This window comes from Proteiniclasticum sp. (genome assembly GCF_032054185.1).
Taxonomy (GTDB): domain Bacteria; phylum Bacillota; class Clostridia; order Clostridiales; family Clostridiaceae; genus Proteiniclasticum.
On the sequence record NZ_DAMBTF010000034.1, the window covers coordinates 1 to 17,716 of the forward strand.

Annotated in this window: 19 protein-coding genes; 12 read left to right on the plus strand and 7 right to left on the minus strand. The window is 43.7% G+C overall.

All coding sequences use genetic code 11. From position 1 onward, the window contains the following. Positions 1–620 precede the first annotated feature (620 nt). The 5 genes from RTX25_RS13415 to RTX25_RS13435 are packed head-to-tail and all read left to right on the plus strand — an operon-like array spanning position 621 to position 5,572. On the plus strand, positions 621–1,904 hold the full coding sequence (locus RTX25_RS13415) for an RnfABCDGE type electron transport complex subunit C (protein ID WP_312654423.1): 1,284 nt from the start codon (positions 621–623) through the stop codon (positions 1,902–1,904). Positions 1,905–1,919: 15 nt separating this feature from the next. Further along, positions 1,920–3,380 (plus strand): RnfABCDGE type electron transport complex subunit D, encoded by a 1,461-nt coding sequence (locus tag RTX25_RS13420; protein ID WP_312654424.1) that lies wholly within the window; start codon positions 1,920–1,922, stop codon positions 3,378–3,380. 13 nt (positions 3,381–3,393) lie between these two features. Beyond that, the gene (locus tag RTX25_RS13425) at positions 3,394–4,344 is read left to right on the plus strand and encodes an FMN-binding protein (RefSeq protein ID WP_312654425.1); all 951 of its coding nucleotides are present in this window, start codon (positions 3,394–3,396) and stop codon (positions 4,342–4,344) included. A gap of 12 nt (positions 4,345–4,356) precedes the next feature. Further along, positions 4,357–4,995 carry an Rnf-Nqr domain containing protein gene (locus RTX25_RS13430; RefSeq protein ID WP_312654426.1) on the plus strand — a complete coding sequence of 213 codons (639 nt, stop codon included), beginning with the start codon at positions 4,357–4,359 and terminating at the stop codon, positions 4,993–4,995. 1 nt (position 4,996) lies between these two features. Continuing rightward, positions 4,997–5,572, plus strand: coding sequence for an Rnf-Nqr domain containing protein (locus tag RTX25_RS13435; protein WP_312654427.1), 576 nt, complete (start codon positions 4,997–4,999; stop codon positions 5,570–5,572). A 139-nt stretch (positions 5,573–5,711) separates the two neighbouring features. Here RTX25_RS13435 and RTX25_RS13440 read toward each other — a convergent pair whose 3' ends face one another. Next, the gene (locus RTX25_RS13440; protein WP_312654428.1) at positions 5,712–6,074 is read right to left on the minus strand and encodes a hypothetical protein; all 363 of its coding nucleotides are present in this window, start codon (positions 6,072–6,074) and stop codon (positions 5,712–5,714) included. A gap of 495 nt (positions 6,075–6,569) precedes the next feature. Continuing rightward, on the minus strand, positions 6,570–7,289 hold the full coding sequence (locus tag RTX25_RS13445) for a pseudouridine synthase (protein ID WP_312654429.1): 720 nt from the start codon (positions 7,287–7,289) through the stop codon (positions 6,570–6,572). Positions 7,290–7,408: 119 nt separating this feature from the next. Between RTX25_RS13445 and RTX25_RS13450 the strand changes: the two genes are divergently transcribed. Together RTX25_RS13450 and RTX25_RS13455 are read left to right on the plus strand one after the other, a co-directional pair. Then, positions 7,409–7,627 carry a cysteine-rich CWC family protein gene (locus RTX25_RS13450; protein WP_312654430.1) on the plus strand — a complete coding sequence of 73 codons (219 nt, stop codon included), beginning with the start codon at positions 7,409–7,411 and terminating at the stop codon, positions 7,625–7,627. Positions 7,628–7,714: 87 nt separating this feature from the next. Continuing rightward, positions 7,715–7,945, plus strand: coding sequence for a glutaredoxin family protein (locus tag RTX25_RS13455; protein WP_312654431.1), 231 nt, complete (start codon positions 7,715–7,717; stop codon positions 7,943–7,945). Between the two features lie 125 nt (positions 7,946–8,070). Here RTX25_RS13455 and RTX25_RS13460 read toward each other — a convergent pair whose 3' ends face one another. Next, complete coding sequence (locus RTX25_RS13460) at positions 8,071–9,060, minus strand: hypothetical protein (RefSeq protein WP_312654432.1); 990 nt, start codon at positions 9,058–9,060, stop codon at positions 8,071–8,073. A 210-nt stretch (positions 9,061–9,270) separates the two neighbouring features. On the opposite strand from RTX25_RS13460, the gene RTX25_RS13465 reads away from it, so the two are divergent. From RTX25_RS13465 to RTX25_RS13485, 5 genes are all read left to right on the plus strand, one after another. Next, the gene (locus RTX25_RS13465; protein WP_312654433.1) at positions 9,271–10,017 is read left to right on the plus strand and encodes an alpha/beta fold hydrolase; all 747 of its coding nucleotides are present in this window, start codon (positions 9,271–9,273) and stop codon (positions 10,015–10,017) included. 389 nt (positions 10,018–10,406) lie between these two features. Beyond that, positions 10,407–11,042: a redox-sensing transcriptional repressor Rex gene (locus RTX25_RS13470; protein ID WP_312654434.1), complete on the plus strand. Its 636-nt coding sequence runs from the start codon at positions 10,407–10,409 to the stop codon at positions 11,040–11,042. Positions 11,043–11,186: 144 nt separating this feature from the next. Further along, a complete protein-coding gene (locus RTX25_RS13475; protein ID WP_312654435.1) occupies positions 11,187–12,092 on the plus strand; it encodes a sulfide/dihydroorotate dehydrogenase-like FAD/NAD-binding protein in 906 nt (301 codons plus the stop codon). Then, positions 12,079–13,473 (plus strand): NADPH-dependent glutamate synthase, encoded by a 1,395-nt coding sequence (gltA, locus tag RTX25_RS13480; RefSeq protein WP_312654436.1) that lies wholly within the window; start codon positions 12,079–12,081, stop codon positions 13,471–13,473. Before RTX25_RS13475 ends, gltA begins: the two co-directional genes overlap by 14 nt. 15 nt (positions 13,474–13,488) lie before the next feature. Then, on the plus strand, positions 13,489–14,439 hold the full coding sequence (locus RTX25_RS13485) for a DNA glycosylase (RefSeq protein WP_312654437.1): 951 nt from the start codon (positions 13,489–13,491) through the stop codon (positions 14,437–14,439). A gap of 96 nt (positions 14,440–14,535) precedes the next feature. Here the strand turns inward: RTX25_RS13485 and RTX25_RS13490 are convergent, their stop codons facing one another. The 4 genes from RTX25_RS13490 to RTX25_RS13505 form a co-directional block, all read right to left on the minus strand. Next, positions 14,536–14,883 carry a DUF6054 family protein gene (locus RTX25_RS13490; protein WP_312654438.1) on the minus strand — a complete coding sequence of 116 codons (348 nt, stop codon included), beginning with the start codon at positions 14,881–14,883 and terminating at the stop codon, positions 14,536–14,538. Positions 14,884–15,062: 179 nt separating this feature from the next. Beyond that, a complete protein-coding gene (locus tag RTX25_RS13495; RefSeq protein WP_312654439.1) occupies positions 15,063–15,854 on the minus strand; it encodes an ATP-binding cassette domain-containing protein in 792 nt (263 codons plus the stop codon). Continuing rightward, positions 15,820–16,755: an ABC transporter permease subunit gene (locus tag RTX25_RS13500; protein WP_312654440.1), complete on the minus strand. Its 936-nt coding sequence runs from the start codon at positions 16,753–16,755 to the stop codon at positions 15,820–15,822. Before RTX25_RS13500 ends, RTX25_RS13495 begins: the two co-directional genes overlap by 35 nt. A 153-nt stretch (positions 16,756–16,908) precedes the next feature. Further along, a partial coding sequence (locus RTX25_RS13505; protein WP_312654441.1) for a transposase occupies positions 16,909–17,716 on the minus strand: 808 nt, incomplete at its 5' end.

A 17,716-nucleotide genomic window follows, 5' to 3' on the forward strand; every position in this document is an offset into this window, starting at 1 on the left:
TTTAGGGCGTTTCTAGCTGTTTCAGCTTCTTCCAACTGTCAAAGTCGGGATTATAACACGCATGTGTGAAAACAGAATGTGGAAAGGATAAGTTCTGAAATGGATATTCTTCTGCCGGTTAAGAATTAAAATATAGAAGCGGAAAAATCACCAAATAGACTGTGTAGAGAATATATTTTTCGGAATACCATGGACAAAGCCAAACCAGTGCGATATTTCGAAGAATAAATGACAATATATCAATCGGATATTCTATAGAAGAAAGTCTTTGGATTATGCTTTTGGTATGGACAGGTGTATTTCAAACCCTATTTGATATTATATTAAGGAAAAGTTAACAAATTAACATCTAAAAGATAACTTTGTTAAATCTTATCAATAAGTTTGATAATATAAAAATAAACTATTGTAAAGGATTAAATTGACAGGTTATCAAAAAATGAGCATTTTCTCACTCTGAATTCGTTAAAATCCCGTCAGATCAAGAGGTTATCCGGTTTATTTATTTTTGTTTTATGTTATAATTATTCAGGATGTTAATAAGAATGACATAAATTATCGGGAGTTAATTCATTCTTAGTTTAATCCTTAACGAAATTCTGAAAGGTCGGGTGGACAGTATGTCAATATTAATTGGACCCATGAAGTTACATCTTAATGGGCACAAAGAATTGACTAATCACGGTGAAGTGAAGAATATTGTTGCGGGTAAGAAGGTATACATACCTCTTATGGCGTGTACAGATATTCTGGTCAATGCGGGGGATTACGTCAAAGCCGGTACTATGCTTGCTAAACGTAATGACCATTTTACAGTACCTATCTTCTCATCTGTATCAGGTAAGGTTCTGGGTATAGAAGAACTGGATCATAGTACAGGAAGAATGATCGAACATCTCGTTATTGAAAATGACGGGAAATTTGATTTCGAAAAACCATTTGAACCTATGGATGCTGAAACAGCTTCTGTAGAAGAACTGGTCAATTTCATGATGAACGCAGGAATCGTAGGCTGCGGTGGTGCAGGATTCCCATCCTATGTCAAGTACAGAGGAGCAAAGGGAATACATACACTTCTGATCAATGCAGTTGAATGCGAACCATATATCACTGCTGATTACCGTATCATTGATAATCAGGTTGAAGATCTGATCTATGGTACAAAAGCCATGCTTAAGATGTCGGGCGCAAAAGAAGCGCTCATCGCCATCAAGAAAACCAAGAAAGACCTGATCGACAAGGTAAGAGAAGCTTTGAAGGGTCAGGATCAGATGAAAGTAACCGAGGTTCCGGATCAGTATCCAATGGGCTGGGAAAGAACACTTATATATGAAGTCTTCAAGAAGAGATACGACAAGCTTCCAGGTGAGATCGGTGTGATTGTCAATAATGCAACCACAGCCATCGCTTTTTCTGAAGCGCTTAAATATGGCAGACCGATTATGGAGAAGATCTGTACCATCAGCGGAGACGGACTGAAATCGCCAAGTAATGTACGCGTTCCTGTTGGGGTATCCGTTAAGGATATCGTGGAGCAGATCGGCGGATATGCGGCAGAAGAAGTGAGAGTCATCGGTGGCGGTCCTATGATGGGTAGAACTCAGACAACGGATGAAGTCGTCATCACAACTTCCTCCAATGCCATCACTGTCCTGAAGCCGGAACCGGTTGACACCATTGCATGTCTTAGATGCGGAAGATGTAATGATCACTGTCCGGCAGGTATACTGCCAGTAAGAATCAATAACGCTGAAGAAGCTGGGGATATCAAGATGCTGACTAAGCTGAGAGCTGACCAGTGCATCGAGTGTGGAATGTGTACTTATGTATGCCCATCCAAGATTGAAGTTACAGAAGGCGTAAGACGCGGAAAAGCTCTATTAAGAGCCGCTGCGCAGAAGTAGGGGGGGACAGAGCAAATGAAATTTTTGACAAAAGTGTCTCCAAACAATCGAGACAACGACCACAGCACAAGTGGGATTATGGCGGAGCTTTCAGTAGGCCTAATGGTCATCTTTGTATTCTCCATGGTCTTCTATTTCCAGGAATATGGTATGGAGTATGTCATTCATGGCGTTCTGCTTATGGCTACATCCATCATTACAGCATTAGTTACTGAAGTGGTTTTTGCTTTAGCGACAAAGAGAAAAGTGGGTTATCACATCAGGTATTCCTACCCGCTTGTTACAGCAATCATACTTACTTTGACCGTTCCGATATCCACAAGCTTTTTTGCTTTAGGCGTCGCTTCATTCTTTGCGATTTTCTTCGGTAAACTCATATTCGGCGGATTCGGACACAACATCTTTAATCCTGCTGGAGTCGGCAGAATGGTGATTTTTTCATCGCTGGTCGGTTCGACAGTTGCAGATGTGACAACAAGTGCGACACCTATATCATCCATGGCAAACGCCGGATGGCTCATTAAGGATGCTGCAGTTACAGAGAAGTTCCTTGAACAGTTCGGGGGACTCGGTAACCTTCTTCTAGGCTGGTATCCAGGTGCAATGGGTGAAACCAGTGCTCTGCTTATCATCCTGGTTGGAATCTATCTTGCTTACAGAAAAGTCCTCGACTGGAAGGTTCCAGCTGTTTATGTCGGATCCGTGTTTATTTTCACAACGATCATTGCCCTTGCAAACGGGGTAGGTCTATGGTATCCGATGTTCCATATCCTGGCTGGCGGACTGATGTTCGGTGCCGTGTTCATGGCTACCGACCCGGTGACCAATCCTACGACAATCAGCGGAAGAATCATCTATGCCATCGGTCTTGCAGTACTTACAGTCATCATCAGACTTCAGTCAAGCCTTCCAGGTGGTGTGGTTTATGCGATACTCATCATGAATATGGTATCTCCGCTCATCGATAAGCTCACAGATGGATGGTCAATCTATTCTGTAAAGAAATATACAGTATCCATCGCAGTGACTTTCGTAGTGGGTCTGGTTCTTACTTTCCTTGCAGGAAATGGACTTGAACCAAAAGCGATAGAATTCCCAAGCGAAGATGGAGGTCTGCCTATATTCTCAGAAAGCTCAGATAACCTCCCTGAAATTGTCGAACAGACAGAAGAAGGATCGGTTGTGACATTTGTTCTCTCCGCACCAGGCTATCATGCTCTTGAAGGCGGAGATGCGAACTCCATAGAAGTGAAGATCAATAAAGATACAAATACTGTAGAAAGCGTTGCAGTACTTGCAGCAAATGATACACCAGGTCTTGGTGACAGAATTACTGAACAGGGATTCCTTGATCAGTTTACAGGAATCACCTTTGACGATAAGAGCGCTTCTATAGATGCAGTCAGCGGTGCAACAGTGTCTTCGACATCTGTAGCAAAAGCTGTTCGAATCGCATTTGAAGAACTGAATAAGTAAGGAGGAAGAAAATATGAAAAATACAAAGAGTTTACTCGTTTTATTGATCACCGTTCTCCTTACAGGGGGAATACTTCTTTTTGCCGACAGCCAGCTGAGACCGATAATCGATGCTGCGGGCAGTTCCGAAGATCAGGCAGTGCTTGAAACGCTATTTGCGGGAGAGACTGCTTTTACACCAGTTGAGTTTACGGACGAAACTGGCCTCATCAAAAAGGTATATGAAGCCGGTGAATCAGGCTATGCTTATATTATCGAAAACCAGGGCTTTGCGGATGTCATCACGTTCGCTCTTGCACTGGATAAGGAAGGCAACATCACAGGTTATGAGATCATAAACCTTAACGATACTCCAGGCTACGGTTCCCAGGTCGGCGAAGACGCCTTCAAGGAAACCATTGTCGGAAAGACATCAACCGATGCATTTGCAACCATATCCGGAGCAACAGTAAGTTCATCTGCTGTAGTTGACGGTCTTAATGCCGCAAAAGCACATTACAATGAAACCATGGGAATCGTCGATGACGGGACAAGCGTTCCGGAAACACCAGCTGAACCTGTTGAACAGCCGATCACTTTCGGGCAGAAGATCGCTCTATATAGAGAAGTCTCCGAAAAGAAGATGGGTGTCGTTACAGATACTAAAGCAGAAGGCGATATCACCACCTTTACGGTAGAAGCAAACGGCTATGCAGTTACAGACGGCGGGTATGAAGATGCCAAGCCTAATGTGATCACCGTTAAGCTGAATACAAAAGAGCAGACCATAGTCAGTGTGGAAATCGTTGAAGCCAATGATACTAATGGAATAGGAACAAAGGTTGAGCATAAGGACTTCCTTGCGCAGTTTGAAAATCTGTCCTATGCGGATGAAGCAGCGGAAGTGGATACCATCTCAACAGCAACCATTTCATCCACATCCATCATCAATGGAATACTGGCTGCTATAGAAGAAAGCAAGTAGGAGGGGAAGAGAATGAATAGATTAGAAAACACTAAAATCGGATTCCTCCACAATAATCCAGTTCTTGGATTGTCATTGGGTCTGACCACTGCTCTCGCTGTCACTTTCAGCATGACCAGTGCTGTAGGAATCGGCGTTCTTACATTTGTGCTCATTCTTGCGGCGGCACTTCTTGGTGGACTTGTCAAAATGGTCGCACCGAAAGAAGCATTACTACCCGTCAATATCATCCTTGTGGCTTTCCTTGCAAAGATTGGAGAACTTCTTGTCCTTGCTTATGCGCCAGGACTTGCAACCAGCGTTGGAATCTTCCTTCCGCTTCTTGCAGTAAACTCCGTCATTCTTTTTGCAACAGGAGCGTTCACTCCTGAAGCCTCCATGGGAAAGAGCTTTGCAGGTGCACTGAAAGCAGGCGTGGCATATTTTGCGGCACTTGTTATCGTATCCTTTGTACGTGAGCTTCTGGGTACAGGAGGCATAAGTCTTCAGAACCCGCTCAGTGGCACAGAGATCTTCAGTTTCAGCCTGATTCCATCGGAGTTCACCCTCAGTCTGTTTACACAGCCTGCAGGAGCACTGATCGTACTTGCACTTGTTGCTGCACTGTTTGCGGCATTCGGAAAGCAGGACGCTGAAATGGGAGGTAAATAACATGGAAAATTTATTTCCGATTCTTTTAGGAACCATCGTCATCAATAACCTTGCACTGACAAAACTTGTCTCCATCGGCCAGGTAGCGAACTTCGGAGACAATGAAGACCAGACACTCTGTATCGGTCTTTCAGCAGCGGTCATTATGGCTGTTTCAAACATATTATCCTATGTGGCATTCACATTTGTTCTGGAACCGCTGAATGCTGGTGTACTGAACCTTCTGGTCTACATGCTGATCGTTCTTCTGACCACTATGGCTGTTACAGGCTATATCAGATCGAAGAAGCCTGAAATGCATGGAGCTGTGGGAAAAGTGCTGCCGCTTTTGGCTGTTAACTCTGCTATCCTTTATCTTATTCTGGATGTAATGAGTCAGGGAATGGAATTCCTGCCGATGCTGATCACATCCATTGGTGCACCGATCGGTCTTCTCTTTGCATTTATCCTTTATGGAGCAGTAAGAGAGAGACTTGCCATCGCAGATACACCTAAGGCTTTCAGAGGATTACCGATACTGCTCATTTATGCTGCTTTAGCACTTATGGCATTAAGCGGCCTTAATGGAATCATCTAGAATCAGCTGAAAAAAATGAAATTGAACTGAAAGACCTTGTATCCGAATCAGATCGGATACAAGGTCTTTTTTATAACCTATAGAAGTTAAGAAATCTCATTAAAGATATGGTTCCCGGAATGTCGCGAAAAAGAGCGGATCAGTCTATCTTCAGCTCAAACACTGCACCTTTTTCCACGAGGCTTTCAGCGGTCTTGCCGCTTTCGAAGATCAGAGTGTTACCCTGAATCCTGAACCTGTACATTTCATTCTCATCGGCTCTAAGAATCAGCTCATCATTTTCCACGAAATAGGTTCCCATGGGCACGTAGGAAGTGGCAATATGACGATTGAACTGAAACTGATGCCCGTTTTCCAGAAGGACCCAGGCGAAGTCTTCTGACTCCTGGCCTTTCAGCACATATATTCCGATTTCCGGTTCTTCTGTCATTTCCCTGTTTACGCAGCCTGCAGCAATAAGTGTGAATGCTGCCAGGAATAGAATCACTGATCTGAATTTCATCTGTCTGACCTCCTTGCTTTTTGTAATTTCAAGAGCTGATCGCTTTGGTCTGGTGCCGTTTTTAAGTATATAAGCTCTACTGATATTATACCTCTGCTGTTCGATTATAATGATTACAGATTTATCACAGCATGAGATGATTTAAAGGCCATTTACTAAAACTTCAGGAAGTTGAGCCATAACCTTTAGTCACATTAAAAAGAACGGATTCTTGAGGATATCCACAGAAAATAGGGGGGTTTATCCACGTTAGCCACAGATTACTCACAAGAAATATACCCATATGTGGGTAAAGCTGTGGATAACTGCTTGAAAATTATAACTGATGAGGGCCGTTTTAGGAGGATTTTCAGTTATACCAATATAAATAACAGCAATTCCACATGTTATCCACAGGCAATTGTTAATAATGTGCATAAGTGAACAGTTGTACGGGTAATATCAGCAGGAGTTTGATTTCAAATTAAACCCAGCCAAAAATAAAAACCGATGAACTTAATCAACGGTTTTCTGCGAGTCATTTACCAGTTTATTCAGTGTATGGAGCTCAAGAGGAGAAAGATCTCTGTAGGTTCCGAGCTTAAGACTCCCAAGTTCGATGTTCATGATTCTGATTCTTTTTAATGTCACAACGCGATAGCCGAGGTATTCTGTCATTCTTCGGATCTGTCTGTTGAGACCCTGGGTGAGTATGATTCTAAATGTGCGATCATCCAGTTTTTCCACTTTGGACTCTCTTGTCATGGTGCCAAGGATAGGGATTCTACCGGACATCCTTCTGATGAAGTCATCAGTGATGGGTTTGTTCACTGTGACGATATACTCTTTCTCGTGATTGTTTCTTGCTCTTAAGATCTTATTTACGATATCACCGTCATTGGTCAGAAGGATGAGTCCTTCTGAATCTTTATCCAGTCTGCCCACAGGAAATATACGTTCCTTGTGCTTGACGAAATCGATGATGTTTCCTCTAGTTTTACGGTTTGTGGTACATTCAATACCTCTTGGTTTGTTCAGTGCGATATACACCATGGGTGGTTCATTGGAAATGATTTTACCGTCTACACGTATCTCATCATTCTCCGTGACCTTAAGTCCCATGACCGCTTTTTCTCCATTGACTGTAACTCGTCCTTCATCGATCAGACTATCGGCTGTACGTCTGGAGCAGTATCCCGTATCTGATATGGCTTTGTTGATTCTTTTTTCTTCCATGGAACACCTCCTAACATCCTATTATACATGAATTCCGCTAAATTTGAAGAGGTACTTGAAGTCAGTTTATGAGTGGATTAGAATGGGTAGTAGACAGATAAATTCTATGGGAGGAACTTATGGACCGATCGATCTGCCCGCTCTGCGGTGAACCGAATGACTGTTATATGGAAAACGGCAAAGATCCCAGTATGTGCTGGTGCAAGGATATTCAATTTCCAGAGGAGCTGCTTCTTATGGTACCGGAAGAGCTTGTGCGAAACGCCTGTATCTGCCGAAGCTGTGTGGAAAAATATCCTCATTATGAACGTAAACCGAGTCAGTACAAGACGAAATAGAATTGGACAAAATGCATTAAATAGGATACAATTGAATTGCCGGAATGTAGAAACCGGTATAACACTTTAATCTCTGGAGGGATAAAAATGGATAAAAAGGTAGTAATATACACATCCAACACCTGTACATACTGTGACCTTGCCAAGGAATACTTCAAGGCAAACAATATTTCCTATGAGGAAAAGAACACTTCAGATCCAGTATACAGAAAGGAACTGCTCAGCATCGGTGTAAGAAGCGTTCCTACAATCTACGTTGACGATCAGTATATGGTCGGTTTTGACGAAGGCGCTTTCGAAGAACTTTATAACGCATAAGAGAAAAGATACAGGCAGTCTATCCGTAATGGAAAAGACTGCCTGTTTTCTGTATTCAAAAATCGGAATATCTCATCAGCTTCTCTTCAGATCATTCTGCCAGAGCGGAGTTAAGCATTCCATGACTACTCCACATAGAGGAAAGAACCGTTGTTGTTGATTTTGCAGTCCAGCTGATAGGAGAGGATCCTGTCATGGGTTTTACCGGATTTGAAGAAATCTTCAGGTAGAAATTCGCCGGAGATAAGGATGATGATCTCATCTCTTTCCTTTATGGCTTCACTGATGTATGCCTGCTCGATGATTTCTGCAAGGACAGTGTCGATGTCGTTCTGTTCGGGATCCGATTTCTCGATCAGTTCCTGACCTTTAGGATTGACAGCTGAAATGCTTACGAGGTTTCCCCAGGGATTGAAATTCATTTTGATTTCTCCCTCGGCGCGTATAATGATGGTCCGGTCAACCTTTTCTGACATATACTGATAAGCGAGGCCAAGAATCAGCGCGATCATAACTATGGCGATTAAGGGTTTCAGGAGGTTCGGCCGTTTTCTTGCCTTTTTTCCCGAAGTGACATCGCCTACACTGTTCCCTTCATCCTTTATCTTCATAAACTGACCCTGGCTGGACAGAATATAGGCATAGCTGCCTTTTTTTCTGAGGGTAAGACCCGAATGTGCATCGCTGTCTATGGGAAAAGAATCTTCTTTTTCCTTAAGATCATACTGGAGATACCGTGTAATGAGCGGATACTTTTCACCGTGGAAAAGGATACTGTAGGAGAGAATAAGATCATGCCATTTTTTCAGTTCAAAAACAGGCTCTTCCACAAGTTTTGAAAATGTACTGAAGGGGATTCTTCTGTTCTCCAGCACTTTATCCCATAGCTTTTCTTCTGATGAGAGGATAAAAGCAAGATTGAGGATAAGGCTTCTTTCCGCCTTGCTCAAGGAAGTGGCTGAAAGTTTTTCCAAACTGATGTTAAAGGTTTTGAGCTCGCTGATATAGGCTTCGATCTCATCGGCTCTTTTAAGGGTTTCTTCTTTATTGTAGACTTCCATGGCCGGCTTTTCTAAAAATATATAACGATCTTTATCTAAAACTCTGTTCACCATATTCATAACACTCCCATTTCTTCACTGATTCTATTTTAGCATAGCTTCATTGAGGAAAAAGCGTTAATAGGAAAGAATAGATTTATTTTCCTTTTCTTAACAGATTATCCCGTAAATGGCTTAATAGAAGGGCTATAATGAAGTATACTGATAAAGAGTGTACAATATGAATACAGAGAAATCATTTTAGAGGAACTGAGGGTGTTAAATATGGAAGTTAAAGAATCAAGCAGAAAGAAATGGTTCGACCGGATCATCAGAGTGCTTATCATCGTTCTGGTATTTGTGGGGGTTGGCCTCTACATCTATGCAGAGGATTATTACAGGCCGTCGCTGACTGCAGAGGAAGCATTAACAGAAGGTGAGGGAATCGCCTATGAGGAAATCGGCGGAGATCTTGTGTTTACCCCCGAAAATCCTGAAGGCGGTGTGGTGATCTATCCGGGAGGAAGAGTTTCTGAGAGGGCCTACGGATATCTTGGTAGAAAGATCGCGTCCCTTGGCTATAAGACAGTAATCCTTAAAGCACCGTTTAAGCTGTCGATTCTCTCAAACTATGCAGCTGAGGATTACGTGGCAGATGATCAAATTCAGGACTGGGTCATTATCGGTCATTCTCTGGGTGGGGTATCCGCTTCAAGATATGTCAGCAGAAATCCCGAGAAAATAAGAGGGCTGATCCTTCTTGCAGCATATCCTGATGGAAGCACCGATCTTTCTGTGAGCACATTCAAGGTGTTCTCCCTAGTCGGAGATAAGGACCTCATCATTGATTACGATAAGCTGAGTGAAGCCCAGGAAAGGCTGCCCAAAACAACCTACGGACAGATCATCAGAGGAGGAAACCACTCAAGTTTTGCAAACTACGGTACTCAGGATGGAGACAGTCTGGCGGATATCGGCTATGAGGAGCAGCAGCAGTTTATCCTCGATGCCGTTGTCGAAGCCTTTAAATGATCGAGCAGAAGCATATTTAAGGGGACAGCAGTGACTTTTTTCATATAACCGATTCATGAAGCATAGGAATGATATCTTCAAAATAGGTTTGCATAATGAAAGAGGGACACTTAGGTGTCCTCTTTCATTATGCAAACCATTTCAGATCGCTGAAGAGTAAAGAAGTTTTTCACAATAATTTTATTTTCTAGTGAATATTATCCTTGATAGGCAACGCGAAACAGCAATTATATTGTTAGAGTGTTAAAAATTAACAACGTAATATAGATGTTTTTAACAGACTCATAAAATTGAAATCTTTGATAAAAATCTTTGACAAATATTAACACATGATCATATAATTTGTGGTATTATATTGTTAGAAATTTATTTAACGATGAGGTGCGAGGATGGATAAGAAAAAAGACATTTCCATGGCGGTTATCAAAAGATTACCAAAATACTACAGACACCTGGCTGAACTGCTGAGAAACGATGTTGACAGAGTTTCTTCTAAGGAACTTAGTGAGAAAATCGGATTCACCGCTTCACAGATCAGACAGGATTTCAACTGTTTCGGTGGTTTTGGACAGCAGGGTTATGGATACAACGTAAAAGAACTATATAATGAAATCTCAAATATCCTGGGACTGGATAAGAGATACTCAACAGTTATCATTGGAGCAGGTAACATCGGACAGGCCGTAGCAAACTACACCCGTTTCGACAAATTCGGATTTGATCTGAAGGCGATTTTCGATGTTAATCCTAAGCTCATCGGAATGAGAATCAAAGATGTTGAAATCAGCGACATCGATCAGATGGAGTCATTCCTTGCAGAAAACAAGATTGATATCGGTATTCTCTGCGTACCGCATGCTCAGGCACAGAAAGTGGCTGATGTACTTGTGGAAAACGGCGTAAAAGGCCTCTGGAACTTTGCTCCGCTGGATATCAATGTACCTGAAGATGTATCTGTTGAAAATGTACATTTAAGCGAAAGTCTGCTGACACTTGTCTATCTGATGAACGACCTGGACAAATAGTGAAGCGAAATCTTGGGGACCTTTAAAAAGGGTCCCCTTTATAGTGCTTAAAAGTCTCTGAGTTTTGTTGAAATGGAAGGGCATAATACGTATACTGTAAAGGTGAGATTTAGACTCACCATACAACAATATTGGGGGGAAAAAATGTATAGAATTATACGGAAAAAAGAGCTGGTAGAAAACATCTACCAGATGGATATTTTGGCTCCGCGTGTAGCCAAAGCTGCTCTGCCCGGGCAGTTTATCATAGTCAAAGTGGACGAACGGGGAGAAAGAGTGCCGCTGACCATATGCGACTATAACAGAGAAGAAGGATCCGTTTCCATCGTATTCCAGACACTGGGTGCATCCACTAAGAAGCTTGCACAGATGAGTGAAGGGGACGAAATCAGAGATTTCGTTGGTCCTCTTGGTAATCCTTCGGACATCGTGACAGATGATAAAGAGAATCTTTCCGGTAAGAAGATTGTCTTTATTGCAGGAGGTGTGGGGACAGCTCCTGTTTATCCGCAGGTGAAGATGCTGAAGGAAAAGGGAGTCGATGTGGATGTCATCATCGGTACCCGTTCAAAAGGAACGCTGATTTTTGAAGAAGAGTTCAAAGCGGTGGCGAAAAACCTCTATGTCTGTACGGATGACGGAAGCTACGGTTTCCACGGACTTGTTACCGACAAACTGAAAGAACTGATCGAAACAGAGAACAAAGAGTACAATATATGTGTGGCCATCGGTCCCATGATCATGATGAAATTCGTATCAAGGCTGACAAAATCCTATAACCTGCATACCGTTGTATCCCTTAACCCCATCATGGTGGATGGTACGGGAATGTGCGGTGCCTGCAGAGTGACTGTAGGAGACGAAGTGAAGTTCGCCTGTGTGGATGGACCTGAATTTGATGCTCATCTCATCAACTTTGATGAGGCCATGAGACGTCAGTCCATGTACAAAACTGTAGAAGGAAAAAAGATGATTGTAAAAGAACAGGCATCTGTACATAAGGACTCGGAATTATGTGATTTGGGGGAAATTCTACATGAAACGAAATAGAGTACCAGTAAGGGAACAGAGACCGGAAGAGAGAGTAAGAAATTTCAAGGAAGTGAGCTTCGGATACAATCATGAGGAGGCTCTGCTTGAAGCGGAAAGATGCCTTCAGTGCAGAAATCCGAGATGTGTACCGGGATGCCCTGTAGCCATAGATATTCCTAAATTCATTCAGGAACTGAAAAACGGGGATGTTAAAGCTGCAAGAGATACCATCGGCCGTGCAAGCAACCTTCCTGCTGTCTGCGGAAGAGTATGTCCTCAGGAAGAGCAGTGCGAAGGTTCCTGCATTGTGGGCATCAAGGGTGAACCGGTGAATATCGGTAAACTTGAAAGATTCGTTGCGGACTGGGCAATGGAGAACGGATATAAGAATACGGATAAGCTTCCGTCAAACGGCATCAAGATTGCCGTTGTGGGGAGCGGTCCTGCGGGTCTTACCTGTGCCGGAGATCTTGCAAAGCTCGGCTATGATGTGACGATTTTCGAAGCGCTTCACGAAGCGGGTGGTGTACTGGTTTATGGTATTCCTGAATTCAGACTGCCTAAAGAAACCGTCGTCAAGGAAGAAATCAGTCTCCTCAAGGAGCTGGGCGTGAAGATCGAAACCAACGTCATCGTCGGCCGTACAGTAACCATCGAAAGTCTCATCGAAGATGAAGGCTTCAAGGGAATATTCATCGGTTCAGGGGCGGGGCTACCCATGTTCATGGGCATCAAGGGTGAAAACGCCAACGGTGTCATGTCTGCCAACGAATATCTTACCCGTGCCAATCTCATGAAGGCTTTCAGGAGCGACTATGATACGCCGATCAGTCACGGAAAAAGAGTGGCTGTCGTGGGTGCGGGAAATGTGGCCATGGATGCCGCAAGAACAGCGGCAAGGCTGGGTGCGGAGTCCTTGATCGTCTACAGAAGATCGGAGAAGGAGATTCCTGCAAGAGCGGAAGAGGTTCATCATGCCATAGAAGAAGGGGTCATCATGAACCTGCTTACCAATCCCAAGGAAATCCTTGTGGATGAGAACGGATTTGTCAAAGGGATGATCTGTGTAAGAATGGAACTTGGTGAAGCTGATGCCTCAGGAAGAAGAAAACCTGTGGAAGTGACAGGAAGCGAATTTGTCATCGACTGCGACAGCGTGATCATGTCTCTCGGCACATCACCTAATCCGCTCATCGCCTCCACCACAAAAGGCATTGAAACCAACAGACGAGGGTGTATCATCATCAACGAAGATAACGGCGAAACCACCATACCAGGCATATTTGCTGGCGGAGATGCCGTCACAGGTTCCGCTACAGTGATTCTTGCCATGAGTGCCGGTAAAAAGGCTGCCTTCGGAATTCATGAGCACTTATCAGAGACGGAGAGCTTCCAATAGAGAAAAGAGGTAAACATGGACTATAAGGAAATTGAAGAAAGAGAGAATGGAATCCTTCTTAAAGGGGTAAAGAACTTTCATCCCAAGCACATTTTCGAATGCGGTCAGTGCTTCCGCTGGAACAGAATGGACAAAGAAGATGAAGAAAGATTTCAGGGTGTAGTCCATGGCAAAGTCATCAGAGCCTATTTAACCGGTCAGGATGTATTTCTTGAGAATGTGACCAGAGAGGAGTTTGAAGATTTCTTCAAAGAGTACTTTGACCTGAACAGGGATTACGATAAGATCAAACGGGTGCTCAGAAAAGATCCGCTCCTTAAAGAAGCTGTAGCTTTCGGGTATGGAATAAGGGTGCTGAATCAGGAGCCTTTCGAGACGCTGATTTCCTTTATTCTGTCCTCCAACAATCTGATCCCTAAGATCAAGGAAGGTATCCGAAAAATCAGCATGAACTACGGTGAAGAGATCATATATGAGGGAGAAACCCATTATGCGTTTCCTACGCCAAAGGAGCTCGCAGGAGCATCCGTTGAGGAGCTTAGGGCATTAGGTGTGGGGTATCGTGCCAAGTACATCTACGACACCGTACAGGCCATAAGAAGGGCCGAGCTGATTAGGGAGAGTGAAGGGATGAGAGACCTGTCAGACGAGGAGAAGCTCTTTCTGGAAGATGATCTTATATCCATTGCGGCACTGCCTCATGATCAGTGCCATAAAGCGCTCCAGAGGTATACAGGAGTGGGGGCAAAGGTTGCAGACTGCGTCATGCTTTTCTCCATGAAGAAGAAAGAGGCGTTCCCGGTGGATGTATGGGTGAAAAAAGCCATGGTCCATTTCTACGGAGCAGAAGGAGGCAATCTTAGCAGAATCAGAGCTTTCGGGCAGAAACAGTTTGGAGAGCTCTCCGGCATTGCCCAGCAGTATCTCTTCTACCATGCAAGAGAAAATAAGTTAAGGATCGATTAGACGGTGCCGACCAGGCATCAGGTTAACGATAAGAGAGAACAGATGAAAATTCCCTGCTGAAGATGTGTCTTCAGCAGGGAATTTTCTGTTCTGCATTTATATTTCCGTAAAGTTTTCTCTTCTTAGGATTTCCTCGATAACGGAAACGAAGCTTTCTTCAGCTCCCCAGGAGAATCTGAAAAATACACCCTGACCGCCTCCTGCACCGATGGCATCGACTTTGATGTCATGATCGGCATCGGTGACCACAACCGTAAGACTGGCTCTGTTGGATGAACGCATATAGTATTTTTCAAATACCAGAATGTGCATGTACAGATCACCTGTCTGACGGGTGATGGAATCCACGAGCTGAGTGCTCATTCCGCTGCTTTCCATCTCTCTTGTAATAAGTTCTGCGATGTCATTTCCATTTCCTTTTCCCTGCATGGATATTTTTGCCATAATCTGTCCCCACTCCTTTTCATGTCTCTATACGTTCATGTTAACATATCGGAAGATAGAGGATAGAGTAAATAATGATATTTAAGCAAGGTTTTAGAATTAAGACTAGATACCATGAAAAAGCCCTTCTTGCGAAAATCGCAGAAGGGCTTTTTAGGAGGAGTGGTTTCTGTTATTCGCTAGAGCCCGAGAACTATCCGGTCCTCAATGGTCTCAGCATTCTTCTTGAACATGGTGATGACGTCTTTCGTGTTGAGCGACGCTTTATCTTTCCCTTTCAGATCCTCGACAACTTTTCCCTCATGCATCATAAGAAGCCGATTTCCGAAGGAGAGCGCATGGTTCATGTTGTGGGTGACCATCAAGGCGGTAATCTCATTCTCACGAATCAGTCTGTCGGTGACACCCATGATGATTTCAGAGGTTCTTGGGTCAAGTGCTGCGGTATGTTCATCCAGAAGAAGGATCTTCGGTTTCTTCATGATGGCCATGAAGAGTGCGACAGCCTGTCTCTGTCCACCGGAAAGAAGACCGATTCTGGTATTGAGCTTAGTTTCCAGGCCTAGGCCTAGGGTTTCCAGCTGTTCCTTATAGAAGCCAGCTCTTTTCATATCTACAGCGCGTCTTAAACTGAAGCTCTGCCCTTTGGCATCGGAAAGAGACAGGTTCTCAAGAAGAGTCATGTTAGGCGATACGCTGAGTCTCGGATCCTGATGGACGCGGCCGATGAGACCTGCCCGTCTGTACGCTTTCATGGACGTGAGATTCACATGGTCTAGTATGATCTGACCTTCATCAAGCTCCAATGTACCGGCAATGAGATTAAGGAGAGTGGACTTGCCTGCTCCGTTGGAACCAAGAAGCGTGATGAAGTCCTTATGTTCCACCTTAAGTGAGAGACTGTCGATCACTTTATTCTCCAGTGGCGTTTCTTCGTTAAAGGTCTTGGACAAGTTCTGAAGAATCAGCATACATCTCACCTCCTTCTTTTGAACTCAGTTTCTTTCCCTGTTTCTTTTTTCTTCTGAAAGCACCCGATGTTATACCCATGGCAAGAATTACAGCCACTGCTGTTGCCAGTTTGAAGTCGTTCGGATCAAGTCCGAACCGAAGGACCAGGACCAGTATGCCTTTATAGAGCACTGCGCCTGAGATGGCAATACCGCTCATGGAAAAATTGAATTTTTTGAGCAGGGAGAAACCGATGATTACTGCAGCAAGTGCTGTCACTGCGCTGCCGGTACCCATACCGACATCGGAAAACCCCTGATACTGAGCAGTCATCGCGCCGGAAAGTCCGGCCAGAAAATTTGCGAGCATGAGACCCAGGATTTTGATCTTGTGACTGTCCGCACCAAGTGATGTGAGGATTTCTTCATTGTCGCCAGCAGCTCTTAGGAAAAATCCTGTTTTCGTTCTGAAGAACAGATCATATAGTATCTTCAGAAACACAACCACAGCGGTAAGAAGAAGAAGGGTGCTTAAGTCCTCTCCAAGTATCGTTACGGGTTTCAGATCGAATATGTTTTTTTCGTTAAATAGAGGGATGTTCGATTTACCCATGATCCTCAGATTCACAGAGTAGAGGCCGAACATCACGAGAATTCCGGCCATGAGGCCGTTGATGGAGAGCTTCTTATGGATGAGTCCAGTAATGAAGCCTCCAAGAGAAGCGATGAGCGCGGCTAAAAGGGTCGCTCCCCATGGATTCATGCCGCTGAGAATAAGTACTGCAGAGACTGCGGCACCTAAAGGGTATGTGCCGTCTACCGAAAGATCTGCAAAATCCATGATTTTATAGGTGATGTAGATACCCATGACAAGAACGGCAAAAAGCATGCCCTGTTCCAGAATACTGATGAGGATATTCATTACTTGCCGTTGCCAAAACTTTATAAAACTCTATAAAGCATGTTTTATTCCCTGTTCATCATACTCCATTTGGCCTGGGCTACTCTGGTTTTTATAGTACTCCGAGGGCTTGCGTTCCCATACAACGAATGGTACATCTGGAGCAGTTCTTCTTCAGGAAGTCAAACTGCTTTTTTCATATCTCGAAAGATTGATGCTGGCATTGAAGTCACGGTCTATTTTACTGCCGCATACCTCACACTCGTACATCCTTTCAGAAAGTGAAAGCCTCTCCTTCTTATGGCCACAACTGCTGCAGATCTTGGAAGAAGGATACCATAAGCCGGCTTCTATAAATGCTATCCCATAAAGGGCACATTTATACTTCAGCTGTCTCTTGAGCTCATAGAACCCCTGGTTGGCAACGGCCTTGGCCAGATGCCTGTTCCTCATCATCCCTCTGATATTCAGTGTTTCCATAACAACTGTAGACGGTTTGGTTTTCACAATCTCACTCGTTGTCTGGTGCAGATGATTGCTGCGTATGTTTCTCAGTGATCTGTTCAGCAATCGAATCTTCTTTTCCAGTTTTATACTATTGCGGGTTCTGACAACTTCACCTCCTTCTTTGTTCATTTCATATTTTCTCGACACGCTGCGCTGCAATCTGCGCAGCTTCTTTTCTTTTTTTCTGACTTTTTCTGTTTTATTGATGTTGCTATAGACTTTCCCATTGGAACATACAGCAAGTTCCTTTATACCCAGATCAATCCCGAGACTCTCGCCGGTCAGTAAGGACTCAGTTTCCTCTCTAGGAAGGCCCACTGCTATATACCAGTATTTACCGTCATGGGTGATTCTGGGATTGGTGTACTTTGAATCAGCAGGGGTCTCTTTAGGTTTTATAGAGATCCATCCAACCTTCTCAATGAGAACCGATTTGTCCTTGAATTTCAGCTTCACGTTGTCATTGTAGAACGAA

What these genes read in the sequence shown, in the direction of transcription:
- RTX25_RS13445 (WP_312654429.1), bottom strand. Translation starts at nt 7,289, where the DNA reads ATGGAAGAAAAAAGAATCAACAAAGCCATATCAGATACGGGATACTGC.
- RTX25_RS13450 (WP_312654430.1), top strand. Translation starts at nt 7,409, where the DNA reads ATGGACCGATCGATCTGCCCGCTCTGCGGTGAACCGAATGACTGTTAT.
- RTX25_RS13475 (WP_312654435.1), top strand. Translation starts at nt 11,187, where the DNA reads ATGTATAGAATTATACGGAAAAAAGAGCTGGTAGAAAACATCTACCAG.
- RTX25_RS13430 (WP_312654426.1), top strand. Translation starts at nt 4,357, where the DNA reads ATGAATAGATTAGAAAACACTAAAATCGGATTCCTCCACAATAATCCA.
- RTX25_RS13500 (WP_312654440.1), bottom strand. Translation starts at nt 16,755, where the DNA reads ATGAATATCCTCATCAGTATTCTGGAACAGGGCATGCTTTTTGCCGTT.
- RTX25_RS13415 (WP_312654423.1), top strand. Translation starts at nt 621, where the DNA reads ATGTCAATATTAATTGGACCCATGAAGTTACATCTTAATGGGCACAAA.
- RTX25_RS13420 (WP_312654424.1), top strand. Translation starts at nt 1,920, where the DNA reads ATGAAATTTTTGACAAAAGTGTCTCCAAACAATCGAGACAACGACCAC.
- RTX25_RS13425 (WP_312654425.1), top strand. Translation starts at nt 3,394, where the DNA reads ATGAAAAATACAAAGAGTTTACTCGTTTTATTGATCACCGTTCTCCTT.
- RTX25_RS13470 (WP_312654434.1), top strand. Translation starts at nt 10,407, where the DNA reads ATGGATAAGAAAAAAGACATTTCCATGGCGGTTATCAAAAGATTACCA.
- RTX25_RS13485 (WP_312654437.1), top strand. Translation starts at nt 13,489, where the DNA reads ATGGACTATAAGGAAATTGAAGAAAGAGAGAATGGAATCCTTCTTAAA.
- RTX25_RS13460 (WP_312654432.1), bottom strand. Translation starts at nt 9,060, where the DNA reads ATGGTGAACAGAGTTTTAGATAAAGATCGTTATATATTTTTAGAAAAG.
- RTX25_RS13435 (WP_312654427.1), top strand. Translation starts at nt 4,997, where the DNA reads ATGGAAAATTTATTTCCGATTCTTTTAGGAACCATCGTCATCAATAAC.
- RTX25_RS13490 (WP_312654438.1), bottom strand. Translation starts at nt 14,883, where the DNA reads ATGGCAAAAATATCCATGCAGGGAAAAGGAAATGGAAATGACATCGCA.
- RTX25_RS13465 (WP_312654433.1), top strand. Translation starts at nt 9,271, where the DNA reads ATGGAAGTTAAAGAATCAAGCAGAAAGAAATGGTTCGACCGGATCATC.
- RTX25_RS13495 (WP_312654439.1), bottom strand. Translation starts at nt 15,854, where the DNA reads ATGCTGATTCTTCAGAACTTGTCCAAGACCTTTAACGAAGAAACGCCA.
- RTX25_RS13440 (WP_312654428.1), bottom strand. Translation starts at nt 6,074, where the DNA reads ATGAAATTCAGATCAGTGATTCTATTCCTGGCAGCATTCACACTTATT.
- RTX25_RS13455 (WP_312654431.1), top strand. Translation starts at nt 7,715, where the DNA reads ATGGATAAAAAGGTAGTAATATACACATCCAACACCTGTACATACTGT.
- gltA (WP_312654436.1), top strand. Translation starts at nt 12,079, where the DNA reads ATGAAACGAAATAGAGTACCAGTAAGGGAACAGAGACCGGAAGAGAGA.